The following is a 24568-nucleotide window of genomic DNA, read 5'->3' as shown; positions in this document are numbered from 1 at the left end:
ATTTCTGAAAGCGAGGTGCTGGTCATGAGTTCATTTGATCAAACTATGAAATTTAATTTTCCAGAAGAATCAATGGAACAGGAAGTCAAGCAGGTAATGTTGAAAGTACATTCTTCATTAGAGGAAAAGGGATATAACCCTATCAATCAGATTGTCGGTTATTTACTTTCTGGTGATCCGGCGTATATTCCTCGCCATCAGGATGCTCGTAATTTAATTCGCAAGCTTGAGCGTGACGAAATTCTAGAAGAGCTTGTTAAGTTTTATATTAAAAAGAACAACGAGGACTAGAAATGAGAATTATGGGATTAGACGTTGGGTCAAAAACCGTTGGCGTTGCTGTTAGTGATGCTTTAGGGTGGACAGCCCAAGGTATTGAAACCGTAAAAATTGATGAAGCTAACGGCGAGTTCGGCATTGACCGTATAGCCGAGTTAGTAAAGGAGTATGCTATAACAGAATTTGTTGTAGGATACCCGAAAAACATGAATAATACGGTGGGACCGCGTGGTGAGGCTTCTGAAAACTATAAAAAGCTTTTAGAAGAAACATTTTCACTACCGGTCAAGCTTTGGGATGAGCGTTTAACAACGATGGCTGCTGAGCGTATGCTAATCGAAGCAGACGTGAGTCGTAAAAAGCGTAAGCAAGTCATTGATAAAATGGCTGCTGTGATGATTTTACAAGGCTACTTAGATAGCAAAAATTAATTGATGAGGTGACACCACATGGCACACGAGCATAACCATGAAGAAGAATTACACGTACAACACATTACAGTGATTGACGAGAACGGAAACGAACAGCTTTGTGAAGTAATTCACGTACATGAATCAGCTGAATTTGGCAAATCATACGTATTTTACTCTATGGTAGGCGCAGAAGAAGATGAGGATGGCTCTGTAGAAATCTTCGTATCTTCATTCGTTCCATCTGAAAATGGTGAAGATGGTGAATTAACACCAATCGAAACTGAAGCAGAGTGGGATATGGTAGAAGACGTATTAAACGCTTTAGAGGATGAAGACGAAGAATAATCATCGTTCTTTATAAGTGTGGAACAAGGATGGCACCAAGCACTCCTTGTTCCTTTTTTACTTTAGGAAGAATGAAGCTATGAGGTTGTAAGACGAGTTGGTGAGAATTATATCTTTTTAAGGACTCGCTTAAAAATTTGAACCATAGTTAAAAGGAGGACATTGAATGAACGAGGAAACGCAAGAATTTCTTATAGTAGGGGAAAATGGTAAGGAGCAAAAGTGTCGTGTTGTCTTCACCTTCGATGCAGATGAAAAATCATATGTATTGTTTTCATTAATCGACGAAAATGGTAATGAAATTCCTGGAGACATTTCTGCTATGACATTTGATTATGATGATAACAATGGAGAAATGACAAATTTACAGCCTGTAGAAACAGATGCAGAATGGGAAATGATTAATGAGGTAGTCCTGACACTTCTAGACGAATTCGAAGAAGAGCCGCAACTATTTACAATAACAGATGAGGATGGGGCAGATCAGGTCTGTGAGGTTATTCATACATTTTCATCAGAACAATTTGGTAAATCCTATGTACTTTATGTTCTGGCAACGGACGAGCCAATAGAGGAAAGAGATATTTTTGCTTCACAATATGTATCTGGAAATGACGGAACGATTGATGAATTATTACCGATTGAAACAGATGAAGAATGGGCATTTGTTGAAGATGTATTAAATGAATTATAATTAGAACTCTCCGAGTGGTAAAATACTGCTCGGAGTTTTTTTATGACATAGCTTGTAGAGTATTAATAAAGAATTTCTATCTCGTATGTAAAAATATTCTATCCAAAAACTGAATTTACGTAATTTCGAGCTAATTCAGTTGTTTTTGTAGATAAAACGGAATTTTCTGCTTTTTATATTATCTGAATTTTTAAATATTAAGCATTGACCAATTACGAGTAAACAGATAAGATTTGTTTTAAATTAAAATAATTAATTCGAAAAGGGGGAAATCGAATGAGGACAATGGGGACTACTAGTTGGTGTATTCATAATAGGTTTGCTGGTAGGTTGCACAAACAAAGGAGAAGCGAGCAAAGATGAAACAGTAACGTTAAAGGTGGGGGCAGCCAATGTGCCACATGCGGAAGTACTAGAGTATTTAGCAAAGGATCTTGAGAAAGATGGTGTGAAATTAGACATTACCATTTTAAAAGATGCTGTTCAAACAAATCAGCAAACGGCAGATGGTGAACTACATTTTAACTTTTTTCAACACATTCCATTTTTAGAACAAACGAATAAAGAAAGCCATTTAGATTTAGTGAGTGTAAAAGGAATTCATATTGAACCCTTTGGTGTGTACGCCAAAAAAATTAAAAATATTAATGAATTACCGCAAAACGCAAAGGTTTCCCTCCCAAATGATGTCGTCAATTTCTCTCGAGCTTTACTACTATTTAAAAATAATGGACTAATTGAATTAGATAAAACAAAGGAAAACGATTATACAGTTGAGGATATTACAAAAAATGAAAAAAATATTCAATTTATCGGTGTTGATTCTCAGTTATTGACCCGTTCATTAGATGATGTAGACGCATCGGCAATTAATACGAACTACGCCTTAGAAGGGGGCTATAATCCTATGAAGGATGCTCTTATTATAGAAGGTCCGGAATCGCCATATGTCAATATTATTGCGACGACAAAAGAAAAACAAAATGATCCAGCGATTCAAAAAGTCGTTAAATGGCTAACAAGCGAAAAGGCACGTACCTTTTTTGACAATCAGTATAAGGGGGCTGTCGTTCCAGCATTTTAACTTTTTTCAGCAATTGAAAACGGCAGTTACCATTTTTTCTGTAGAAAAAGCGAAGCGTCAGCTACATCCCTGAAATAGAGGAACTCGGTCTAAGAACGCCACGTCCTGTGGCAATTTATCTACAAAAACATTTGTTGGCCTAAAGCTCCGGCGGATGTCACGGAATTATGTCGAGGCATATTTGATCTTAAAGTCGAGAGTAGTCTAAATGAAATGCTTAGGAGGTAGACGTGGAATGATTGAATTTATCGAAATGACAAAGGAATTTCAGGTAGGAACAACCGTTGTAACGGCATTAAATAACATTAATTTAACGATTCAAAAGGGTGATGTTTTTGGTGTTATAGGCTTTAGCGGTGCTGGCAAAAGTACATTAATACGGACAGTAAATTTATTGGAGGAACCAACATTTGGTCGCGTTCTTGTGAATGGCAAAGAGCTGACAACATTAAGCAAAAAGCAGCTACGCGAGGAAAAGAAAAATATCGGTATGATTTTCCAACATTTCAATCTTCTTCGTTCAAAAACTGTCTTTGAAAATGTTGCGATGCCTTTAGTATTAAGTGGCGTAAAAAAATCAAACATTGAAGGTCAAGTAAGGGAGGTTTTGTCGTTTGTCGGTTTACAGGACAAAGCCGAACGCTATATCGATGAGCTGTCAGGTGGACAAAAGCAGAGAGTGGGCATTGCTCGTGCACTTGTCACAAAGCCAGCAATACTATTGTGTGATGAGGCGACCTCGGCTCTTGACCCGCAAACGACTAAATCTATATTAGAGCTACTAAAGCGAGTAAATATTGAGTATGGTATTACCATTTTAATGATTACGCATGAGATGGAAGTCATAAGGGATATTTGCAATCGTGTAGCTGTTATGGAAAACGGAAGAGTTATTGAAACAGGCAATGTACTTGAAATTTTTTCTGCACCGCAAGAGGAGACGACTAAAAACTTTGTACAATCGGTAGTCCGAGATGACATTCCACAATCTGTCTACGAGCAATTAAAAACGATAAATCAATCAAAAAAGATTTATAACCTGAAATTTATAGGTGTAGACGTTAGGCAACCAGTTATCTCACAAGTAGCGAAAAAATTTGATGTCGATGTCAATGTACTGTTTGGCAATATTACAGAGCTACAAGGGATTCCCTTTGGTAATTTAATCGTTGAGCTAGTTGGCTCACACAAAGAAATAGAAAAGGCACATCAATTTATTTCAACGAAAGATATTCAAATAGAGGAGGTTGTTGCACATGAAGGTGAGCTCGCAAATCATTATCGACGCAGTGCTAGATACGCTGTACATGGTTAGTATTTCGTTATTTTTTGGAGCTATTTTGGGCTTTATTTTAGGGATAACTTTAGTTGTGACGAGAAAAGGGCATATTCTTGAAAATAAAATAATCTTCTCAATCATCAATCCAATCGTCAACACCCTGCGCTCTATTCCGTTCATTATTTTGCTAGTTGCTATCATTCCATTTACACGCTTGCTCGTTGGCACAGCAATAGGAACAACAGCTGCTATTGTACCGCTTGTCTTGCATATTGGCCCATATATATCAAGATTAATAGAAAATTCATTATTGGAAGTAGATGAAGGCATTCTTGAAGCAGCGAAGGCAATGGGTGCCTCTCCGCTTCAAATTATTCAAAAGTTTTTGCTACCGGAAGCCTTCCCCTCTTTAATATTAAGTGTTACGACTGCAACAATTGGGCTTGTTGGAGCGACTGCAATGGCAGGGGCAGTTGGGGGCGGTGGCCTTGGTGATGTGGCCATTACTTACGGCTATCAACGCTTTGACAATGTAACGATTTTAGTAACAGTGGTGATTTTAGTAGTACTAGTACAAATCATTCAAAGTATAGGAAATAGTCTTGAGAAAAAATTACGCAGAGTGTCATAAAGGAGAATTTTAAGATGAGGAAACTAAATTATATATTAGGATTTATGGCATTACTGTTCCTACTAGTTGCTTGTGCAAAAGCAAATGAAAAAGAGACTGTGAAGGTTGGCATCCGTAGCTCGGAATTGGAAACATGGGAGTATATAAAAGAACAGGCTGCTAAGGAAGGTATTAGCCTCGACTTAGTGACATTCTCAGCACAATATGACCCGAACCAAGCATTGGCGGAGGGAGAGGTTGATATCAATGCGTTTCAGCATGTCGCTTACTTAAATTTATTTAATACGAATAACAAAACAGATTTGCAGGCAATTGGCACAACAATTATGGCTCCGATAGGCTTATACTCAAAAAAATATAAAACCTTGGATGAGATGAGAGATGGAGCGAAAATTGCTGTACCAAAAGATCCTTCTAACTGGGGTAGAGCTTTATTGTTGTTACAAGAATACGGGTTGTTGACGGTTACTGATAGTTTTGATGGCAATGGTGGAGAGGATCGGATTAAGGATAATCTGAAAAAATTAAACATTTTACCGGTAGATGGTGCGACTACACCGAGGGTTATGGAGGATGTCGATTTTGCGGTCATTAATAATGGGATTGCTGTTGAAGCAGGCTTACTATTGAAAGATGCCATTATTCATGAGAATGAAGCAGCGAAGCCATTTCTTAATGTCATCGTGGCAAGGCCTGGAGATAAGGACAACAAGACATTGAAAAAAATTGTTGACATCTATCAGCGTGAAGAAACAGCGAATTTCATTAAAGATATTTCTAATGGAAATTATATTCCTGTAAAAATACCATTAGATGAATTAGCTACATGGAGAGAGTCTTATCTGCATTGATCAACAATAAATTGGCTCAATGCCTCCTAACGTACTGTTAATCTATGTGAAGGCAAAGCGACAGAGAAATTTAGGGAGATGAGAGAAAATGACTAAGAAAAAGGAGTTAAAGCTTGCGTTATATTTAATTGGGGCAGGAATGCATGTGGCAGCTTGGAAACATCCGTCTGCAAAAGTTAATGCAAGCATCGATATTAATGCATTGCAAAAGGCGGCGCAAATTGCTGAAAAGGGCAAGTTTGATATTGCCTTTGTTGCGGATAGTTTAGCGATCAATCATGAATCACATCCACATATTTTAAATCGCTTTGATCCTCTTATACAGATTACAGCTTTGACAGCTGCGACAACCAAAATTGGGCTTGGGGCAACTGCATCAACCACATATAGTGAGCCATATGTGTTAGCAAGGCAACTAATGTCCGTTGATCATATTAGTAATGGTAGAGTCGGTTGGAATCTAGTAACAACAGCAGATGCCACAGGAGAGACGGCTTTAAACTTCAGCCGTGACAAGCATTGGGAGCATGATCATCGCTACGAACGTGCGGAGGAATTTATCGATGTAGTGCAGTCATTATGGGATTCATGGGAGGATGATGCTTTTGTCTACGACCGTGATAATAATATTTTTTATGATCGCAATAAAGTACATGAGACATTTTTTAAAGGCAAATATTTATCAGTGAAAGGTCCTTTGAATATAGCACGTTCCGTTCAGGGTCAGCCTGTTATAGTGCAGGCTGGTGCTTCAAAACCAGGGCAAATATTAGCAGCACGAACAGCGGAGGTCGTTTTTGTTCATTGGAACGATATTGAAAAGTCCAAGGAGCATTATCGCCACTTAAAGGCACAGCTTGCTCCATTTGGGCGCACTGATGAGGAGTTACTTGTGTTTCAGGGGATATCGCCAATTGTGGGTGATACGGAGGAAGAGGCCATCCGTAAGTATAATGAATTACAGGCGTTGATTGACCCATATGAGAGCTTGAAATTTGTTTCGGGTTATATGGGAAATGTTGATTTCACAAAGTACTCGTTAGATACACCTGCAATCGAAGTGGATTTTCCTAAGGTCAATAGTATTCAAAGTCATTTCTACGAGCATTTAGAGATTATCAAAAAAGAAAATTTAAAAGTCGGTGAATTATATGCACGCCTTTTTGGTCCTGCGAAGCGCGATGCTTTTGTAGGGACACCAACGCAAATTGCCGATGAGATGGAACGTTGGATTACAGAAGAAGCGGCAGATGGCTTTATGCTACAGTTTCCGTTATTGCCACGTGATTTAGAGGATTTTGTGAACAAGGTTGTGCCAATTTTACAAGAGCGTGGTATTTATCGTAAAGAATATACAGGTTCCACACTTAGGGAACATTTAGGGCTGAAAAAACCACAAAATAGATTTACTAAAAGCAAGGTGACTCATTGATGAGTGATGTTTATATTCGAAATGAACGTGAGCAGCAATTAGTTCAATATGCGCTTAAATTGGCACAACAAATTGACAAGACAGCTGGTAAATATGATGAGAGTGGGGAGCTTCCGTTTGAGCATTTTAAAATCTTAGAGGGTGCGGGCTATTTTAAATTAACGGTGCCGAAAAAATACGGCGGTGAGGAAATTTCCCTTTATGAAATGTTACTAGTACAGGAACAATTAGCAAAAGGATATGCTTCTACCGCTTTGTCTGTAGGGTGGCACTTATTAACTTTTTTAAATGTTCGTGAGGCGAAGACGTGGCCTGAGCCGATATTTGCGGAATTGTGCCATAATGCAGTTAAAGAAGGTTCTCTCTTAAATATTATAAATAGCGAGCGAGGGGTAAAGGATTATGCAATAGATTTTGCTAAAAATACCTATTCATATAGCCTAAATACAATCGCTCACGCAAGCCATGTCCAACAAAAAATGGGAGCACGGCGAACATTATATAGTATTGCAGCGCAAGTAGAACAAAATCCTGCGATTAAGAATCACCTTTCTGAAGATGTAAGTATTGCAAAGTATGTTATTTGTAACAATGCGATTGACACCGTAACAAAAGCAATGCAAGTTGTTGGGGGACGAAGCCTATCTAAAGCTAGTAAATTTACAGCGATTTTTTCGAGACGTTCAATGTAGTCGTTTTAATCCTCCAGCTGATGATGTGGTTATTGCACAGCTTGCAAATGGTTTATTAGTCGATGCCAAACAAGAAGCTTTTCAATTTTAGGTATCACTTTAACCTCATTCAGCAATTATTTTCTGTAGCGATGAAGAGAATATTATTGAATCTGCTAATGATATAGTTAGCAGATTTTTGCTTTTCTCCTGAAGGGCTTTCCGTTCCTAATATGCCAAGCTATCCATCTAGCTTTCTCTAGTATTTTAGTTCGTTGATTGTAAATCAACTTTGATTTATTACATTTATTCTTTTGTCGGAATCTCTTTTTATGTGATCTATTTTTACTGATTTTCTATTTCTGTTTGTCGTAAAAGTTGATTTCTAGTATGATAATGGAGTGATAGGGGGGAAACCCGTGAATAACGGTTCGAAAAAACAAGAAATGCTTGCAAAAATGCAAGAAAGAAAATCCGAGGTAAAAATTGTGAGAAAAATCGTTGCTATTGTAGCAATTGCTTTTGTTTTAATATCAGGGATTGTCGGTTTACTTGGTTATAGTTATGTGAAGAGTGCTTTAAAACCAGTGGATCCAGATGCAACTAAAACAATAGCAGTTGAAGTACCGATAGGCTCAACTTTAAGCTCTATTTCAACTCTATTAGAGAAAAAAGGGGTTATTAAAGATGCTCGTGTTTTTAAATATTATGCTAAATTTAAAAATGAATCCCAGTTCCAAGCAGGAAACTATGATTTAACACAAGCAATGACATTGGATGAGCTAATCGAAAGTTTAAAAACCGGGAAGGTTTATCGTACGCCAGTCTTTACAATGACAATTCCTGAAGGTTTAACACTTGAACAAATTGGTAATATAGTGGAAAAGAAAACGCCTTACACTCAAAAAGAATTTATGGACTTAGTAACAAGCGATGCGTTTGTACAACAAATGAAGGATAAATACCCTGAGCTTGTGACGGATGCGGTTTTAGCTGATAAAATTCGATATGATTTAGAGGGTTATTTATTCCCTGCAACTTATTCTTATTTTGAAGAAAAACCATCATTAGAATCCATTGTAGACGACATGGTAGGAGCAATGGACAAGGTTGTGAAAAATTACAACGATGCTCTAACTGAAAAGAAAATGTCAGTACATCAATTATTAACATTTGCTTCATTATTGGAAAGAGAAGCTACTGCCCAAACAGATCGAGAAACGATTGCGAGCGTATTCTATAACCGTATCGATCAAGGGATGCCATTACAAACAGATCCAACTGTTTTATATGCACTTGGTTCCCATAAAGACCGTGTCCTTTATAAAGATTTAGAAGTAGATAATGCCTATAATACTTACAAAAATAAAGGCTTACCACCAGGTCCGATTGCGGGTGCAGGAAAAACTTCGATTGAAGCAGTGCTTAATCCAAGTAAAACGGACTATCTATACTTCTTAGCGGATAAAAAGGGTGTCAACCACTTCTCGAAAACGTATGATGAACATTTACTGAAAGTAGATAAATATATAAAAAAAGCTGAGTAAGTACTTTAAATAGAAAAAATAAATAGCAATAATGTGGATAGAAGGAAAGAAGAATAGCTTTCCTTCTATTTTCATGCTATTATAAATTGTGATTTTTAATCAATCCGCATGGAAAAAATTCAATCAGTCCGTTAATGCGGAATAATATACGTGGTGGCAATTGTTTTGAGCTTATAAAAACAATTGCTCATTTTTGTATGACGAAGTACCAAGACATCACGTTTGGTCTTTTTCTTTTTGTTGCTAAATGATGAAGTACAGACAACGAGTATTGCTCGTTACGCCTCCGGCGAATGTCACGGAATCGGAGTGGAGTTCTTAAAGGATGTTAGCCTAAAATCATCGTATCCATGCGAGAACGGCTAACTGACCTGACCTGCCTCGGTAAAAACGTCACGTCCTGTGGCATTACCGAAATGTCCGACATCGTGTCGGCCCTCATGCAGGCCTAAGTACAAAGCTGATTCCGGAAGCATTGTTTATCTGCGCAAAAGCGTAGCGACAGCGGCGATTATGCCGAGGCATAATTGATATGAGGGTGAACTAAAAAATGGAATTATCAGATGCGTATATACAATCATTTATTCAACCACGTAATGAATTGCTTTTAGAAATGGAAGCATTTGCGGAGGAGAATCATGTACCGATTATGCAACTTTCAGGCATTGATGCACTAAATCAATTGCTACGTATTCAAAATCCGTCGAAAATTTTAGAGATTGGTACTGCAATTGGTTATTCTGCAATAAGAATGGCAGAGGCTATACCAAATGTGCAAATCGTTACAATCGAACGTGATGCAGAGCGTGTTGCAAGAGCAAAGGCTTATATTGAACGTTCTACAGTATCAGATCGTATTACAGTCATTGAAGGTGACGCCTTAGAAGTGAATGATGAAGCAATTCAAACGACCTTCGATGCTGTTTTTATCGATGCTGCAAAGGGACAATATCAACGCTTTTTTGAAAAGTATGCGCCTCTTGTAAAATCTGGCGGAGTTCTGTATATCGATAATATGTATATGCATGGCCTATCAGATTTGGATTTAAAAGATGTACCGCGTCGTAAGCGTACAATGATTCGCAATTTAAAAAACTTCACCGAATGGATTATGCTGCACCCTGATTATACAAGTGCTTTTTTACCAGTTGGTGATGGTTTATTATTATGTTTGAAGAGGTGACTATTATGAAAAAACCTGAATTGCTTGTTACACCGCAATCGGTGGACCATGTTAAAGCACTTTTACAAGCTGGAGCAGATGCTTTTGTCATTGGTGAACAACAATTTGGTCTGCGCCTAGCAGGAGAATTTTCTGTGAGTGAAGTGGAAGAAGCTACAAAGCTAATTCATGCAGCGGGTAAAAAGGTTTATGTTGCGGTAAATGCGCTATTCCATAATGAAAAATTGGATGCGCTTGCTGAATATTTAAAAGAAATGCAACGTATTGGTGTCGACCGTTTAATTTATGGTGATCCAGCAGTATTAATCATCCGTCGTGAGCAAGGTGTAACAATACCGCTACACTGGAATCCGGAAACGACTGCAACGAACTGGTTTACTGCAAATTATTGGGGAAAACGCGGAGCAACTCGCGCAGTGCTTTCACGTGAACTTTCTTTAGATGAAGTGCTAGAAATTAAAGAAAATACAGAAGTAGAGATTGAGGTTCAAGTACATGGAATGACATGTATGTTCCAATCAAAACGTCCATTACTAGGCCATTATTTCTTATATCAGGATAAAGCAATGGAAATTAAAAATCGTAAGGAAAATCGCAATATGTTCCTTCATGATGATGAACGAAATAATAAATATCCAATTTATGAGGATGCTAACGGTACGCATATTTTTAGCCCAAACGATATGTGCATTATCGATGAACTTGGCGAATTATTCGAAGGTAACATCGATGCATTGAAAATTGAGGGTGTTCTTCAAACGCCAGAATATGTGATCACAGTAACAGAAGCTTATCGTCAAGCAATTGACACATATTTTGACGAATCAGAAGATGCGTATGAAGATATTAAAGATGATTTATTAGCTAAAATTGAAGATATTCAGCCTGCCATCAGACCTCTTGATACTGGCTTTATCTTCAAGGAAACTGTTTACTAGGAGGTGGCAAGAACATGGCATTAGTATTAGAACAAAATGACAAAATCCGTGAAATTGTAGACGGTAAACGTGTCATTACAAAAAAACCAGAGCTACTTGCCCCTGCAGGTAGTTTAGAAAAATTAAAAGTAGCAGTTCATTATGGAGCGGATGCTGTATTTATTGGTGGACGAGAGTTCGGTCTACGTTCAAACGCAGATAACTTCTCAATTGAAGAAATGCGCGAAGGTGTTGAATTCGCCAATAAATATGGTGCAAAAATATATGTTACGACAAATATTTTTGCCCACAATGAAAATATGGACGGCTTAGAGCAATATTTACAAGATATTGAATCTGCGGGTGTTACAGGTATTATTGTAGCGGATCCACTAATCATTGAAACATGCCGTACAGCTGCACCAAAGCTTGAAATTCACCTTTCTACACAGCAATCTTTATCGAACTGGAAGGCAGTACAGTATTGGAAAGAAGAAGGCTTACATCGTGTAGTATTAGCACGTGAAGTAGGCGGCGAAGAAATGAAGCTGATGAAGGAAAAAGTCGATATTGAAATTGAGGCATTCGTTCATGGAGCAATGTGTATCGCCTATTCTGGTCGCTGTGTACTTTCAAATCACATGACTGCTCGCGACTCTAACCGTGGTGGTTGCTGTCAATCTTGCCGCTGGGACTATGATTTATATGAGCTAGAAGATGGCGAAGAAAAGGCACTTTTCGATGAGAATCACGCATCTTTTGCAATGAGTCCGAAAGACTTAAAGCTGATTGAAGCAATTCCACATATGATTGAGCTTGGTATTGATTCATTAAAAGTAGAAGGTCGTATGAAATCAATTCACTATGTTGCTACAGTTATTTCAGTGTACCGCAAAGTGATTGACGCTTATTGTGCTGACCCTGAAAATTTTAAAATTAAACGTAATTGGCTAGAAGAACTAGACAAATGTGCTAACCGTGATACTGCTGAAGCATTCTTCCATGATGCCCCTGGCCACGAGGAGCAAATGTTTGGTGTACACGGCCGTAAAACGACTTATGAGTTTGCTGGTTTAATTTTAGAGCATGACCCTGAAACGAAAATTGTGACAATGCAACAACGGAACTATTTTAAACCAGGCGATGAGGTAGAATTCTTTGGACCGGAAATTGAAAATTTCCGTTTTACAATGGGTGAAATTTGGGATGAGGATGGCAATAGCTTAGATGCTGCACGTCACCCATTACAAATTGTTAAATTTAAATGTGATACACCATTAAAACCACATAACATGATGCGAAAGGAGAATAATTAATGGTAGCAAAGCGTCCAGTCGTCATCGGAATTGCTGGTGGTTCATGTTCGGGAAAAACGAGTGTGACCCGTGCTATTTATGATGTTTTCCGCGATCATTCAGTAGTAGTAATTGAACAAGATTTTTATTATAAAGACCAAAGTCATTTAACGTTTGAGGAACGTTTAGGTACAAACTATGACCATCCGTTAGCGTTTGATAACGATTTGTTAATTGCGCACATAAAAAAATTATTGGTCCGTCAATCAATTAAAAAGCCAGTATATGATTATGTACAGCATACAAGAGCAAAAGAAGTTATTCATGTAGAGCCTGTAGATGTTATTATACTAGAAGGTATTTTAGTGTTAGAAGATGCAGATTTACGTGATTTAATGGACATTAAATTATTTGTAGATACGGACTCAGATTTACGTATTATTCGTCGTATAATGCGTGATATAAAAGAGCGCGGACGTACAACAGATTCTGTAATCGACCAATATTTATCGGCAGTGCGTCCAATGCATAATCTATTTATTGAACCGACGAAACGTTATGCTGATATTATTATTCCAGAAGGCGGGGATAATGAGGTTGCGATTGATTTAATGGTAACTAAGATTAAAACTATCCTTGAAACTGACAACGTATTGTAATAAGATAGAGTGGTATTGACAATATTTACATGCATATCTGTACATATTTCAGAAAGGCATGCATACTATTAGGTCAAAGAGTAATTTGAAACCGTTTAAAAATAATAAAATTCGATTAAGTGCATTCACTAGGCCACTTAATCGAGTTTTATGTTTTTATATTGACGAAAACAAGGAGTGAAGAACTTTGGCAAATGAAAAACAGTACCCAATGACAGCTGAAGGTAAAAGAAAATTAGAAGAAGAATTAGTAAAATTAGAAACAGAAACACGTAAGGAAATCGTAGAACGTATTAAAATCGCTCGTGATTTCGGGGATCTTTCTGAAAATGCTGAGTATGATTCTGCAAAAGAAGAACAAGCCTTTTTAGAAGGTCGAATTTCTACATTAAAATCTATGATTCGTAACGCAGTTATTATTTCTGAGGACGAAACAGACAACAGTGTAGTATCACTAGGGAAAACGGTTACATTTGTAGAAGTTATTAATGGGAAACCATCAACAGATGAGGAATCGTATACAATTGTTGGTTCGGCTGAGGCAGATCCTATGGAATTCCGTATTTCAAATGAATCACCAATTGCTAAAGGCTTACTAGGCCGTGCTGAGGGCGAAGAAGTTGTCGTACAAACACCTGGTGGTGAAATGAAAGTTAAAATTATTTCAATAAAATAATTTTGGTACAAGCAGTTAGCTTATCTTTACAAAGGAGAGCTAGCTGCTTTTATCTTCTGCATTGTCTATGGGAAATTGATCTTGATTTAAACATCTATGTAAATATTTAAATCAAGGGAAAAAACTTTTATATTTTTCTCTCTGAAAAAATATATGAGCACAATTATTTTGCAAGTACTGTTGAACTTGATAGAATATTGGCTAGAGAGGGGGAGACTTCATGAGTGAACGAAAAACTCGAAGCAGTCGTCATTTGCAGCCATCTCGTAATAAAAAGCTAGATAAACTATTGAATGTTTTAATTGGTATTGTCGTGATATTAATTATTATAACAGCAACATTTGTGTTTAAATGGCAGGATGATGCAGGAAAAGCTGAGAAAGACGAGCCAATACAGGAGCAGAAGAACGATAAAAAAGATGTGAAGGAAGAGCCTTCTAAAGAGCAAAAAAATGATGAATCAGCTCAGGAGGAAAAACCAGCAAAGGAAGAGCCAACAAAAGAATCTCAACCATCTGAACAGGACTCTACTACTGAAACTACTTCAGACAACCCAATTGTTGACAAGGTCATAACAAATAAAAATTGGGAACCTACACCAACAACACAATCAGGTCAGCATGTGTCTTCTTACGATGAAAAATCCGTAGACTGGGCTGAAAAGGTAGCAACAGTTGCGGCCGTTACAGGCATCGAAAAGGACAATATGATTATCTGGCGTATGGGGAACAATGGTAGCGCTAATTCGGCTATTGCAACAGTTTCAACGAATGATAAGACAAATATGTATCGTGTTAGCATGGAATGGGTTGACAACGAAGGCTGGACACCAGTAAAACTTGAACAACTAAATACATTAAACGGCGCCTATTGACGAAAATGATTCGTTTTATTATTTTTAATAGAGTTGAATAAAGAAGGGAAGTAACAGAGAAATGAAAATTGCAGTAATCGGCGCAATGGAAGAGGAAGTAGAGCTTTTACGAGCATCATTAGAGCAAGCAAAAAGCACAACAATCGCAGGCAGTGAGTATACAACAGGAACTTATAAAGGGAAAGAGGTAGTTTTGCTAAAAAGTGGTATTGGTAAAGTGAATGCCGCAATGTCAACTACTATTCTATTACATGAATTCAAGCCTGACGTAGTCATTAATACGGGCTCTGCCGGAGGCTATGATGAAACTCTTGAAGTTGGCGCAGTCGTTATTTCAGATGAAGTTCGTCATCATGATGTAGATGTAACGATTTTCGGTTATGAAATGGGTCAGATGGCAGGAATGCCAGCAGCTTATAAATCGGATGAAAAACTTATGAAAGTTGCTGAAGAGGCCGTAAAGGCTGTTGGAGAGCACCAATATGGTATTGGTTTAATTTGCTCAGGAGATGCCTTTATGAATGATCCTGTTCGTGTAGAAGCTGTCCGTCGTCATTTCCCGCAAATGAAGGCAGTGGAGATGGAAGCAGCTGCAGTTGCACAAGTATGTTATCAATTTGGTACTCCATTTGTTGTTATTCGTGCTTTATCAGATATTGCTGGAAAAGAATCGAATCTTAGCTTCGATGAGTTTTTACCAGTAGCTGCAGAACATTCAACGCAAATCGTACTAAAAGCTATCGAATCATTATAGAGTCTAATAATTTAGTGAAATAAACTACACAAAATAGTCAAAATGAGTGGCTTTTAGTGTGAGAAAAATCACAGTTTACAGGTTTCACTAATGCTAAACTGTTGTTAAATAAATCTCTTCATATCTAGATGGGAGGCATTCATAATGCTATTTTTAACAGCAGGTGCAGTTATTATAACAATGTTACTCGGTACACTTATTTCAGTAGAACTATCAGAGTCTGCAGAATAAAAAAATCTCTTGCGATTTTCAATCGCAAGAGATTTTTTTGCTTCATTAGTTACCCAAACTTTCTAAGAATTGGCTTATTACTAAAAGCTAGAGGTGATGTTTGGTGAAAAACGTATGCTTTATATATAAGTGATTGGAGTGGAGGCTGGGCGACTCTTTAGGGATTAACGTCACAGATAAGACCTTGGATCGCGCAGGTAGGGGAACAAAGTCTAAAACATTTTGTCTTGTGACAACGCCTCTGTGATTAACCTCCTGTTGTTGTTGCTGCCGCTTCACTTTCGTACAAACAAAACATGTTGTAGTTGTTGTTGTCGCTTCGTTTCGCACAATAACATCCTATTACCCCAAGTGGCTCATCAGACGCCCCCGAGAGAGCGTTCAGTTGGAATGGAAATCAACTTTACGTTATGGTGATTTGCCAAAGGGGTACTTTTGTAACAAAAAATACAAGATTAATTGCAGAATAAAGTAATAAGATTGTTGAAATTTTATAAGTATCAATTTACAATATATTACTCAATTATCTTTTGATCTCGTTTATATAATTGATAGAGTTTAATAAGTGCTCGCTTTTCAATGCGAGATACATAACTACGAGAAATATTTAAACGTGCAGCGATTTCTTTTTGTGTAAGTGCATCTTGCTGGTTTAGACCATAGCGGAGTGTAACGATTTCCAGTTCACGTTCGTCAAGCATATGCAAATAATGATATAGTTGTGCAACATGCTCTTTATGTTCAAGTTTTTCTGTTGCACTTTCTTCATCGCATTGTAAGAGATCTCGGATTTGTAGTGCATTACCATCTTTATCTGTACCGATTGGCTCAAATAAGCTAACATCTTTTTGCACTTTTTTCTGTGTACGTAGATGCATTAAAATTTCATTTTCGATACAACGGGCGGCATAAGTGGCAAGACGGGTTTTTTTGTCAGGAGTATAACTTTCAACGGCTTTCATCAGACCAATAGTACCAATGGAAATATAATCATCAAGTTGTTCATGCTTTGGGTGGAATTTTTTCACAACGTGTGCGACGAGCCTCATATTGCGTTCAATTAGATCAAGACGCGCTTGCTCATCACCGCCTAAAAATCGTTCAATACAAGCAGCTTCCTCTTCTTTTGAAAAGGGTTTATGGAATGTTTGCCCCTTTAAATAGCCAAGTAACGCTGGGATCTCAAGCCATAACTGCAACATAGATGTAAAAATTCCGCTCATTGAATGATTTCATCCTTTCCCCATTTTTCGACAGTATATGTTATAAAACTGTGTTAAATGAAAAAAAGTGCAACAGCAAATGCGCTGTTACACTTTTTTTAACGAGATTGTACTAATCATTAGTAATGCTAGTATTGGGAATAGGAAAAGATAAAATGCCGGGTGGAACGTATTAGATGCAAAATACGTTAAAGTTAAGATCGTACCTGCAGCTGTAATTGGTAACCCTGTAAAATAGCCGTTTGCTTCAGTAATATTGAAACGAGCCAATCTCATCGCACCGCAGATGATGTATAGTACTGTCATCGTCATGCCGACGAAACCAAAGTCGACTAAGACAACTTTATACATTAATAATGCAGGCGCCACACCAAATGATATAATATCACTCATAGAATCTAATTGTTTACCTAGATCAGACACTTGTCCGAGTGCTCTAGCTACCTTTCCATCATAACGATCAAGAAGGGCTGCAATAAAGATAAACAAGACACTGTAGCTATAGTATTCGTGTAGTGTAGCCATGATGGCCGCGCCGCCGAAGGACATATTACTGATTGTGATAAAGTTTGCTGCTTGCGATTTCATTTTCTTAACCGTGGTATCCACCAACTTGTGATAAAAAAACAAGGGGGATCACTCCTTTGCACTTAAGATATTGTACCATTATACTTCGAATGCGAAAAAATTGACAGTCTAAATTAATCGATAGGGGTTTTGTTTTATGAAAGAAAAACTATATCAACACTTGATTGAATTAACAAATGGCAAGCAATCCTCCCATCTTTTGCAATCTATTGCAAAAGCAAAGTGGAGTAAACGAATTATTCCTAGTTATATGAAAGTATACGACATTAATCTTGAAGAAGTTTCAAAACAACAACAACAATTTTCAAGTTTACATGATTTTTTTACAAGAGAGCTTTTAAAAGATGCACGTCCAATTGAACAAAATCCCACTACTTATGTAAGTCCAGTGGATGCCAAAGTGGAATCCTTCGGACGTATCGAATGGGATATGACATTTCATGTAAAGGGTAAGCCTTATGCTTTACATGATTTACTCGGCAATGTAGAACGTGCTTCACAATATGCAGATGGACATTTTATCGTGTTTTACTTGAGTCCTGCAGATTATCACCGTATTCATAGCCCGATTGATGGGGAAGTGCTAAGACAATATACACTTGGTCAAAAATCTTTTCCTGTTAACCAGCTCGGTCTTACATACGGTAAAAAACCTATTTCACACAATTATCGTTCAGTAACAGAGCTTAAAGTGGCGAATGATCAGCAAATAGCGTTTATTAAAGTTGGTGCTACCTTTGTAAACTCTATTATGCTCACTAATACAACAACAAAGTGGCATAAGGGTGAAGAAGTCGGATATTTTTCATTCGGCTCAACAGTAGTTATGCTGTTTGAAAAGGATGCTATAGAATTTACGGAAAATGTTGTACAAGGAAGCCCAATTCGAATGGGTGAAGCCTTCGCAAATATGCTATAATGGTCGAATAATACGTTTAGATTAGGGGTCGCTATTTTGTATAATTTTTTATTACCAGATGAATTTGTCACGAGTATTTATGAAATTACACCGGAAAAGCTTCAAGACTTAGGTATTAAAGGGATTATTACGGATTTAGATAATACGCTTGTGGAATGGGACCGTGCAGATGCAACGGAAGAGCTTATTATTTGGCTGCGCATTATGAAAGAATCAGGCATTCGTGTAATTATTGCGTCGAATAACAAAGAGGCGCGTGTTAAGCAATTTGCTGAGCCATTAGGTATTCCTTATATTCATAAGGCGAGAAAGCCACTTCGTAATGCCTTTTATAGTGCAATTGTTCAATTAGGGCTACGACCACAGGAGGTAGTAATGGTAGGAGACCAGCTACTAACAGATGTAATGGGCGCAAATCGCTTAGGTTTGCATACGGTACTAGTAAAACCAGTTGCACAATCAGATGGGCTCGTAACAAAATTCAACCGATTTATTGAACGTCGTGTGTTCAATAATTTAAAACGAAAAGGAATCAGTACTTGGGAGGAAAAAGAATGAACGAAATGCCAAATTGTATTGGCTGTGGTACAACAATTCAAACAGAAGATAAAACAGCAGTTGGGTATGCACCCCCATCATCATTAGAAAAAGACGTGGTCATTTGCCAACGTTGCTTCCGTTTGAAAAATTATAATGAAATTCAACCAGTGTCATTAACAGATGACGACTTTTTACGCATATTAAATGGTCTTGGAACACAGCAAGGCTTAATCGTAAAAATTGTTGATATATTTGACTTCAATGGGAGCTGGCTACCAGGACTTCACCGCTTCGTAGGTAAAAATCCTGTGTTATTAATCGCGAACAAAGCCGATTTATTACCGAAATCTGTGAAACCGAAAAAAGTGATTAATTGGCTAAAACGTGAAGCAAAGGCTCTGGGTCTACAACCTGTAGATGTACTTTTAGTGAGTGCCCATAAAGGTATAGGGATGGCCGAAGCAATGGAAGCCATTGAGGAGTACCGCAATGGACAAAATGTGTACGTTGTAGGTTGTACAAATGTTGGGAAATCCACGTTCATTAATCGCATTATCAAGCAGGCTACAGGTGAAGGTGAGATTATTACAACTTCTCATTTCCCAGGTACCACTTTAGATATGATTGAAATTCCATTAGATGATGGTAGTGCATTATATGATACACCGGGAATTATTAATCACCATCAGATGGCACACCATATTGACGCTAGCGAATTAAAATATATTATGCCTAAAAAAGAAATAAAGCCAAAAGTGTATCAACAAAATGCTGGACAAACATTATTTATTGGCGCCCTTGCTCGTTTTGACTTTATTCAAGGAGAACGTTCGGCATTTACGGTACACGTGGCAAATGACTTGCCAATACACCGAACAAAGCTTGAGAAGGCAGATACATTGTATGCAGAGCATAAGGGTGAATTGCTGGCACCTCCAACTGCTGAATTTATAGAACAGCTACCGCCATTAGTGCGTCATGAGTTCTCTATTAAAGAAGCGAAAACAGATGTTGTCTTCTCTGGTCTTGGATGGATTACTGTGCAGCATGCCAATGTAGTTGTTGCAGCTTATGCTCCAAAGGGTGTACAAGTTTCAATTCGCCCATCACTAATTTAGGAGTATAAGTAGAGAAGAGGGATTAGGAAATGAAGAAATGGTTTGCGGTTATGGGTGATCCGATTGAGCATTCAAAATCCCCAGCGATGCATAATGCTTGGTTCGAGGAAATGTCGATAGATGCAACGTATATTCCAGTACATGTATCTTCTGAAAATTTGGAGTCAGCGGTTGCTGGCCTGAAAACATTAGGTGCTAGTGGCTGGAATATTACAATCCCACATAAAACAGCGATCATTCCTTATTTAGATGAGCTAGATGAGTTGGCAAAAAAAATGGGAGCTGTCAATACGGTTGTCCGAACAAAAGAAGGAAGATTAAAGGGATACAATACTGACGGTGTTGGTTTTGTACGTTCGCTAGAAGAAGCGGTTGGTAAGTCACATAAAGACCAGCCAGTTCTTCTAATTGGTGCGGGCGGTGCTGCTCGTGGTATTGCTTTTGCCATGCAACAGCAAGGTTATACGAATTTAACCATTGCAAACCGTACAGTAGCAAATGCCCAAGCAATTGTCGATGAAATGGGTGTAGGTTATGCCATTTCTTTAGCGGAGGCTGAGGAATTATTAGCTGATTTCGGCATTTTAGTGCAAATGACATCGGCTGGACTTGCTACGGGTAATTTTTTAATGCCATTTTCATTAGAACGACTTGCAAAAGGCGCAATTGTGGCCGATATTGTGTATAATCCATTAATGACGCCTTTTTTAAAAGCGGCTGAGGAAAAAGGAGCAACCGTCGTTACGGGTCTTGGAATGTTCGTTCATCAAGGGGCTATTGCTTTTGAGCATTGGCTTGGTGAATACCCAAATACAAATTCAATGATTGCGCAATTAAAGGCGCAATTAGGAGGAAATTAATTTTTATGTTAACAGGTAAACAAAAACGTTTTTTACGTGCTGAAGCACACCATTTAACACCGATTTTCCAAGTAGGAAAAGGCGGCGTTAATGACGAAATGACAAAGCAAATCCGTGAAGCATTAGAAGTACGAGAGTTGATCAAGGTACGTATTTTAGATAACTGTGAAGACGATAAACATGAAGTTGCAGAAGCACTTGCTAAAGGTGCTCATGCAGAGCTTGTGCAATTAATTGGACTGACAGTTGTTTTATATAAAGAGTCACGCAATCATAAAAAGATTGCATTACCAAAAGCAACGAAATAAGGTGAGACGATGAAAAAGGTCGGTTTACTGGGAGGTACATTTAATCCACCACATAATGGACATTTAATGATGGCTAATGAAGTACTACATGCATTAGATCTAGATGAAGTTCGCTTTATGCCTAATGCGTTGCCACCACATAAGTTCGCACGTCATGATGCTAGCGATAAGGGACGCCTTGAAATGGTAAAGCGTGCAATAAGTCCATATCCGTATTTTTCTGTGGAGTCGTATGAGGTGGAGAAGGGTGGCGTATCCTATTCATATAAGACACTTTCTGCGATGTGTATAAGAGAGCCTAATGTGAAGTTTTACTTTATCATTGGAGGCGACATGATTGATTCGCTTCATACATGGTATTGTATTGATGAATTAGTGAAGCTTGTGCAATTTGTAGGAGTAAAGCGTCCAGGAACAGTGGCCACTACAGAGTATCCTATAGTAATGGTGGAAGCTCCCCAAATCGATTTATCGTCCACACTGATTCGTGAACGACTTGCCACTGGAGGAACGGTTACTTTTTTACTGCCTGAAGCGGTAGAGACGTTCATACGAGAGGAAGGTCTATATGGAACGCGAACAGTACTTAGCGGCGATTAAGCCACGCATGCCTGAGAAGCGCTATATTCATACCATTGGTGTAATGGAAACAGCCATTGAGCTAGCAACATTATATGGCGAGGATGAAAAAAAGGCTGAGATCGCTGCCATCCTTCACGATATTGCGAAATATGCAGATATCGAATGGATGGAGAAAATCGTCTGTGATGAAAAATTAGATGCTCGCCTTATTGGCTGGGGTAGTGAATTACTGCATGGTCCAGTAGGTGCATATATTGCAGAAAGCGAATTTGGCATTACGGATGAGGATATGTTAAATGCTATTCGTTTTCATACTACAGGACGCGTGGGGATGAGCCGTCTAGAAAAAATTATTTTTGTTGCAGATATGATAGAACCTAATCGTAAATTTGATGGTGTTGATCGACTGCGAAAAAAAGCAAAGAAAAATTTGGATAAAGCGATGAGTGCTTGTGTGCGCCATACATTGGCATTTTTAATTGACACAAAACAACCAATTTATCCATTATCAATAGAATGTTACAACGATATGATGAAAAGAGAGGACAGTGAAGGATGACTTCAACTTTATTACAAGCAGCTTACAAAGCAATTGACGACAAACATGGTGAGGATATTGTCGTTTTAAATATGGAAGGTATTTCACTTTTAGCAGATTACTTTATTATTGCTCATGGTAATTCTGACCGCCAAGTGCAAGCAATCGCACGTGAATTACAAGAGGTAGCAGTAAAAGAGGGCTATGAAATTCGTCGTGTAGAAGGCTTCGATGGAGCACGCTGGGTTCTTGTGGATCTTGGAGATGTTGTAGCGCATGTATTCCATAAAGATGAACGTGCTTATTATAATTTAGAACGTCTATGGGGCGATGCACCGCAACTAGACATGCCAGAGGCTTAAGTGTGAGTAGCTACGAACGATTTGCACACGTGTATGACGAGCTGCAAACCGATATCCCGTACAATCTTTATGTGGATTGGGTTTTGCAGCATGCACCGAGCAGTCAATTCCCAAATCTTTTAGATATCGGCTGTGGTACAGGTGTGCTTGGCCTGCTGTTTGCGCAGGCAGGTTACAAAGTGAGTGGAATTGACTTGTCTGAAAATATGCTCTCAATTGCCGCAGAGCGCTTTACTGATGCAGGATTACATGTTCCTCTCTATTGTCTGTCGATGGATGAATTAGAGGGTTTTGAGGCGCTTGACGTTGTAACGATAGCTATTGATTCGCTGAATTATGTAGTGGAAGAAAAAGCAGTTTATTCAACATTAGAACGTATTTATGGTGCTTTACGAGATGGAGGCCAGCTGTTTTTTGACGTACATTCATTATTTAAAATGAATGATATATTTTTAGACGGACCGTTTACGTATGACGATGGTGATATTAGCTATGTATGGCATACGGAACCTGGCGATTTCGAACATTCCGTTGTCCACCAAATGACGTTTTATGTGCGTGATGCTGTGAGTGATCTGTATGAACGTTTCGACGAGGAGCATAACCAACGTACATTCTCAATTGAGCAATATATGGCATGGCTTCTGGAAATTGGCTTTAACCATGTAGAAGTAACAGCAGATTTTACAGATGAAAGCCCTGAATATGAAAGTGAACGCATTTTTATCCGTGCGGTAAAATAGTAAAACAGCTCGCTGGAACTTACCAGTGAGTTGTTTTTGTTTTTAGTTGTCGAAGAACACTTAGACTCTCAAAAAATATAATGATGATTTTATCCATAATTTTAGCTAATTACCATAAGGAGCAGTCGGAACTGCAATCAAACCTACGTTATGGCGGTGGGCTTTTATTCTTAGCCTTTCTATAAATAATTTATCTTTTCAACACTTGAATGATATTGTAAGATGAAATAGACTCCATATGATTACCTTTTGCAAAGGAAAGGATGTTATTGGATGATCCAATCTTTTTGGCAAAAGTACAAGAAAAGTATGTTGCTCCCCGGCATACTAGTAATCAGTGGACTTTGTTACTTCTTTTTTTCGAGATCTGACTCTTCACCTCCCCAAGAAGAGCTCATCGAAACAATCCAACCTATTGAACAACCTGGTATGAAAGAATCTGTTGATGAAGCGGTCATACAGCAGGTATTTGTTGATATAAAGGGTGCTATTATGTATCCAGGTGTCTATGAGCTACAGACTGACCAGCGAATTATAGATGCAGTACAGCTTGCAGGAGGCTATACGCAGAATGCTGATCCGCAACTCATTAATCATGCACAAAAAGTTGAGGATGAGATGGTTATTTACATTCCTATAAAGGGTGAAAAGCCTAACGAAATTACTTCTAATATTTTGACGATGCCTACTAGCGGAGCATCACAAGGTGACAACGGTGTAAAAGATCAAAAAGTTAATTTAAATAAAGCAGATGAAGCTAAGCTTTCGACATTATCAGGTATTGGTCCATCTAAGGCGAAAAGCATTATTTCGTATCGTGAGGAGAATGGTGGCTTTAAAACAATTGAGGACTTAAAAAAAGTGAGTGGTATTGGCGAAAAAACGTTTGAGAGACTGAAGGATTTCATTACCGTTAAGTGATGGCAGGAAATTTTGAGATATTGACGTTTCTTTTCAAAAAGGGCTACACTA

The 24568-nt window shown here is 38.1% G+C and carries 30 protein-coding genes; 28 read left to right on the top strand and 2 right to left on the bottom strand.

The features are described 5' to 3' along the window. Positions 1-24: 24 nt before the first annotated feature. The 18 genes from C7Y47_RS11700 (at position 25) to mtnN (ending at position 15584) form a co-directional block, all read left to right on the top strand. The gene (locus tag C7Y47_RS11700) at positions 25-291 is read left to right on the top strand and encodes an IreB family regulatory phosphoprotein (protein WP_004226839.1); all 267 of its coding nucleotides are present in this window, start codon (positions 25-27) and stop codon (positions 289-291) included. Between the two features lie 2 nt (positions 292-293). Beyond that, positions 294-710: a Holliday junction resolvase RuvX gene (gene ruvX, locus C7Y47_RS11695; RefSeq protein ID WP_142508949.1), complete on the top strand. Its 417-nt coding sequence runs from the start codon at positions 294-296 to the stop codon at positions 708-710. 18 nt (positions 711-728) lie between these two features. Next, positions 729-1037, top strand: coding sequence for a DUF1292 domain-containing protein (locus C7Y47_RS11690; RefSeq protein WP_132356923.1), 309 nt, complete (start codon positions 729-731; stop codon positions 1035-1037). A gap of 166 nt (positions 1038-1203) precedes the next feature. Continuing rightward, on the top strand, positions 1204-1731 hold the full coding sequence (locus tag C7Y47_RS11685) for a DUF1292 domain-containing protein (protein ID WP_142508948.1): 528 nt from the start codon (positions 1204-1206) through the stop codon (positions 1729-1731). Positions 1732-2050: 319 nt separating this feature from the next. Beyond that, complete coding sequence (locus C7Y47_RS11680) at positions 2051-2815, top strand: MetQ/NlpA family ABC transporter substrate-binding protein (RefSeq protein WP_255505150.1); 765 nt, start codon at positions 2051-2053, stop codon at positions 2813-2815. A 235-nt stretch (positions 2816-3050) separates the two neighbouring features. Continuing rightward, positions 3051-4130: a methionine ABC transporter ATP-binding protein gene (locus tag C7Y47_RS11675; RefSeq protein WP_142508946.1), complete on the top strand. Its 1080-nt coding sequence runs from the start codon at positions 3051-3053 to the stop codon at positions 4128-4130. Then, entirely contained in the window at positions 4072-4725 is a 654-nt protein-coding gene (locus C7Y47_RS11670) for a methionine ABC transporter permease (protein WP_142508945.1), read from the top strand. Before C7Y47_RS11675 ends, C7Y47_RS11670 begins: the two co-directional genes overlap by 59 nt. A gap of 14 nt (positions 4726-4739) precedes the next feature. After that, positions 4740-5576, top strand: coding sequence for a MetQ/NlpA family ABC transporter substrate-binding protein (locus C7Y47_RS11665; protein WP_142508944.1), 837 nt, complete (start codon positions 4740-4742; stop codon positions 5574-5576). A gap of 88 nt (positions 5577-5664) precedes the next feature. Continuing rightward, positions 5665-7008, top strand: a complete 1344-nt coding sequence (locus tag C7Y47_RS11660) for an LLM class flavin-dependent oxidoreductase (protein WP_142508943.1) — start codon at positions 5665-5667, stop codon at positions 7006-7008. Next, positions 7008-7700, top strand: coding sequence for an acyl-CoA dehydrogenase family protein (locus tag C7Y47_RS11655; protein WP_255505148.1), 693 nt, complete (start codon positions 7008-7010; stop codon positions 7698-7700). The genes C7Y47_RS11660 and C7Y47_RS11655 overlap by 1 nt, the downstream gene beginning before the upstream one ends. A gap of 398 nt (positions 7701-8098) precedes the next feature. Beyond that, the gene (gene mltG, locus C7Y47_RS11650; protein WP_142508942.1) at positions 8099-9226 is read left to right on the top strand and encodes an endolytic transglycosylase MltG; all 1128 of its coding nucleotides are present in this window, start codon (positions 8099-8101) and stop codon (positions 9224-9226) included. 550 nt (positions 9227-9776) lie between these two features. Beyond that, entirely contained in the window at positions 9777-10409 is a 633-nt protein-coding gene (locus C7Y47_RS11645; RefSeq protein ID WP_142508941.1) for an O-methyltransferase, read from the top strand. Between the two features lie 5 nt (positions 10410-10414). Then, the gene (locus tag C7Y47_RS11640; protein WP_142508940.1) at positions 10415-11347 is read left to right on the top strand and encodes a peptidase U32 family protein; all 933 of its coding nucleotides are present in this window, start codon (positions 10415-10417) and stop codon (positions 11345-11347) included. Positions 11348-11361: 14 nt separating this feature from the next. Further along, positions 11362-12642 (top strand): peptidase U32 family protein, encoded by a 1281-nt coding sequence (locus C7Y47_RS11635; RefSeq protein ID WP_142508939.1) that lies wholly within the window; start codon positions 11362-11364, stop codon positions 12640-12642. Further along, on the top strand, positions 12642-13280 hold the full coding sequence (gene udk / locus C7Y47_RS11630; protein WP_142508938.1) for a uridine kinase: 639 nt from the start codon (positions 12642-12644) through the stop codon (positions 13278-13280). Before C7Y47_RS11635 ends, udk begins: the two co-directional genes overlap by 1 nt. A 187-nt stretch (positions 13281-13467) precedes the next feature. Continuing rightward, entirely contained in the window at positions 13468-13956 is a 489-nt protein-coding gene (greA, locus tag C7Y47_RS11625; protein ID WP_049667741.1) for a transcription elongation factor GreA, read from the top strand. A 220-nt stretch (positions 13957-14176) separates the two neighbouring features. Further along, a complete protein-coding gene (locus C7Y47_RS11620; protein ID WP_142508937.1) occupies positions 14177-14830 on the top strand; it encodes a YrrS family protein in 654 nt (217 codons plus the stop codon). A gap of 61 nt (positions 14831-14891) precedes the next feature. Further along, the gene (gene mtnN, locus C7Y47_RS11615; protein WP_142508936.1) at positions 14892-15584 is read left to right on the top strand and encodes a 5'-methylthioadenosine/S-adenosylhomocysteine nucleosidase; all 693 of its coding nucleotides are present in this window, start codon (positions 14892-14894) and stop codon (positions 15582-15584) included. A gap of 746 nt (positions 15585-16330) precedes the next feature. On the opposite strand, the gene sigK is transcribed toward mtnN, so the two are convergent. Together sigK and pssA are read right to left on the bottom strand one after the other, a co-directional pair. Further along, positions 16331-17038: an RNA polymerase sporulation sigma factor SigK gene (gene sigK / locus C7Y47_RS11605; RefSeq protein ID WP_053484741.1), complete on the bottom strand. Its 708-nt coding sequence runs from the start codon at positions 17036-17038 to the stop codon at positions 16331-16333. Positions 17039-17125: 87 nt separating this feature from the next. Next, positions 17126-17626, bottom strand: a complete 501-nt coding sequence (gene pssA, locus C7Y47_RS11600; protein WP_142509087.1) for a CDP-diacylglycerol--serine O-phosphatidyltransferase — start codon at positions 17624-17626, stop codon at positions 17126-17128. Positions 17627-17762: 136 nt separating this feature from the next. On the opposite strand from pssA, the gene C7Y47_RS11595 reads away from it, so the two are divergent. The 10 genes from C7Y47_RS11595 (at position 17763) to C7Y47_RS11550 (ending at position 24517) form a co-directional block, all read left to right on the top strand. Next, complete coding sequence (locus tag C7Y47_RS11595; protein WP_142508935.1) at positions 17763-18545, top strand: phosphatidylserine decarboxylase; 783 nt, start codon at positions 17763-17765, stop codon at positions 18543-18545. A 36-nt stretch (positions 18546-18581) separates the two neighbouring features. Then, the gene (locus C7Y47_RS11590) at positions 18582-19103 is read left to right on the top strand and encodes a YqeG family HAD IIIA-type phosphatase (RefSeq protein WP_049667747.1); all 522 of its coding nucleotides are present in this window, start codon (positions 18582-18584) and stop codon (positions 19101-19103) included. Continuing rightward, complete coding sequence (yqeH, locus tag C7Y47_RS11585; protein WP_142508934.1) at positions 19100-20203, top strand: ribosome biogenesis GTPase YqeH; 1104 nt, start codon at positions 19100-19102, stop codon at positions 20201-20203. Before C7Y47_RS11590 ends, yqeH begins: the two co-directional genes overlap by 4 nt. Before the next feature lie 29 nt (positions 20204-20232). Further along, complete coding sequence (gene aroE, locus C7Y47_RS11580; protein WP_142508933.1) at positions 20233-21063, top strand: shikimate dehydrogenase; 831 nt, start codon at positions 20233-20235, stop codon at positions 21061-21063. A 5-nt stretch (positions 21064-21068) separates the two neighbouring features. Further along, positions 21069-21371 carry a ribosome assembly RNA-binding protein YhbY gene (yhbY, locus tag C7Y47_RS11575; protein ID WP_132356910.1) on the top strand — a complete coding sequence of 101 codons (303 nt, stop codon included), beginning with the start codon at positions 21069-21071 and terminating at the stop codon, positions 21369-21371. A gap of 9 nt (positions 21372-21380) precedes the next feature. Next, a complete protein-coding gene (locus tag C7Y47_RS11570) occupies positions 21381-21971 on the top strand; it encodes a nicotinate-nucleotide adenylyltransferase (protein WP_142508932.1) in 591 nt (196 codons plus the stop codon). Continuing rightward, the gene (gene yqeK / locus C7Y47_RS11565) at positions 21940-22512 is read left to right on the top strand and encodes a bis(5'-nucleosyl)-tetraphosphatase (symmetrical) YqeK (protein WP_142508931.1); all 573 of its coding nucleotides are present in this window, start codon (positions 21940-21942) and stop codon (positions 22510-22512) included. Before C7Y47_RS11570 ends, yqeK begins: the two co-directional genes overlap by 32 nt. After that, complete coding sequence (gene rsfS / locus C7Y47_RS11560) at positions 22509-22853, top strand: ribosome silencing factor (RefSeq protein WP_142508930.1); 345 nt, start codon at positions 22509-22511, stop codon at positions 22851-22853. The genes yqeK and rsfS overlap by 4 nt, the downstream gene beginning before the upstream one ends. Before the next feature lie 2 nt (positions 22854-22855). Beyond that, positions 22856-23596, top strand: a complete 741-nt coding sequence (locus C7Y47_RS11555) for a class I SAM-dependent DNA methyltransferase (RefSeq protein WP_255505146.1) — start codon at positions 22856-22858, stop codon at positions 23594-23596. 273 nt (positions 23597-23869) lie between these two features. Then, complete coding sequence (locus C7Y47_RS11550; protein WP_142508928.1) at positions 23870-24517, top strand: helix-hairpin-helix domain-containing protein; 648 nt, start codon at positions 23870-23872, stop codon at positions 24515-24517. The last annotated feature ends 51 nt before the right edge of the window (positions 24518-24568 follow it).

Source organism: Lysinibacillus sphaericus (assembly GCF_006864135.1).
In the GTDB taxonomy this organism is placed as follows: domain Bacteria; phylum Bacillota; class Bacilli; order Bacillales_A; family Planococcaceae; genus Lysinibacillus.
The sequence above is the reverse complement of the archived record's forward strand: the minus strand, read 5'-3'. Positions and strand labels throughout refer to the sequence as shown.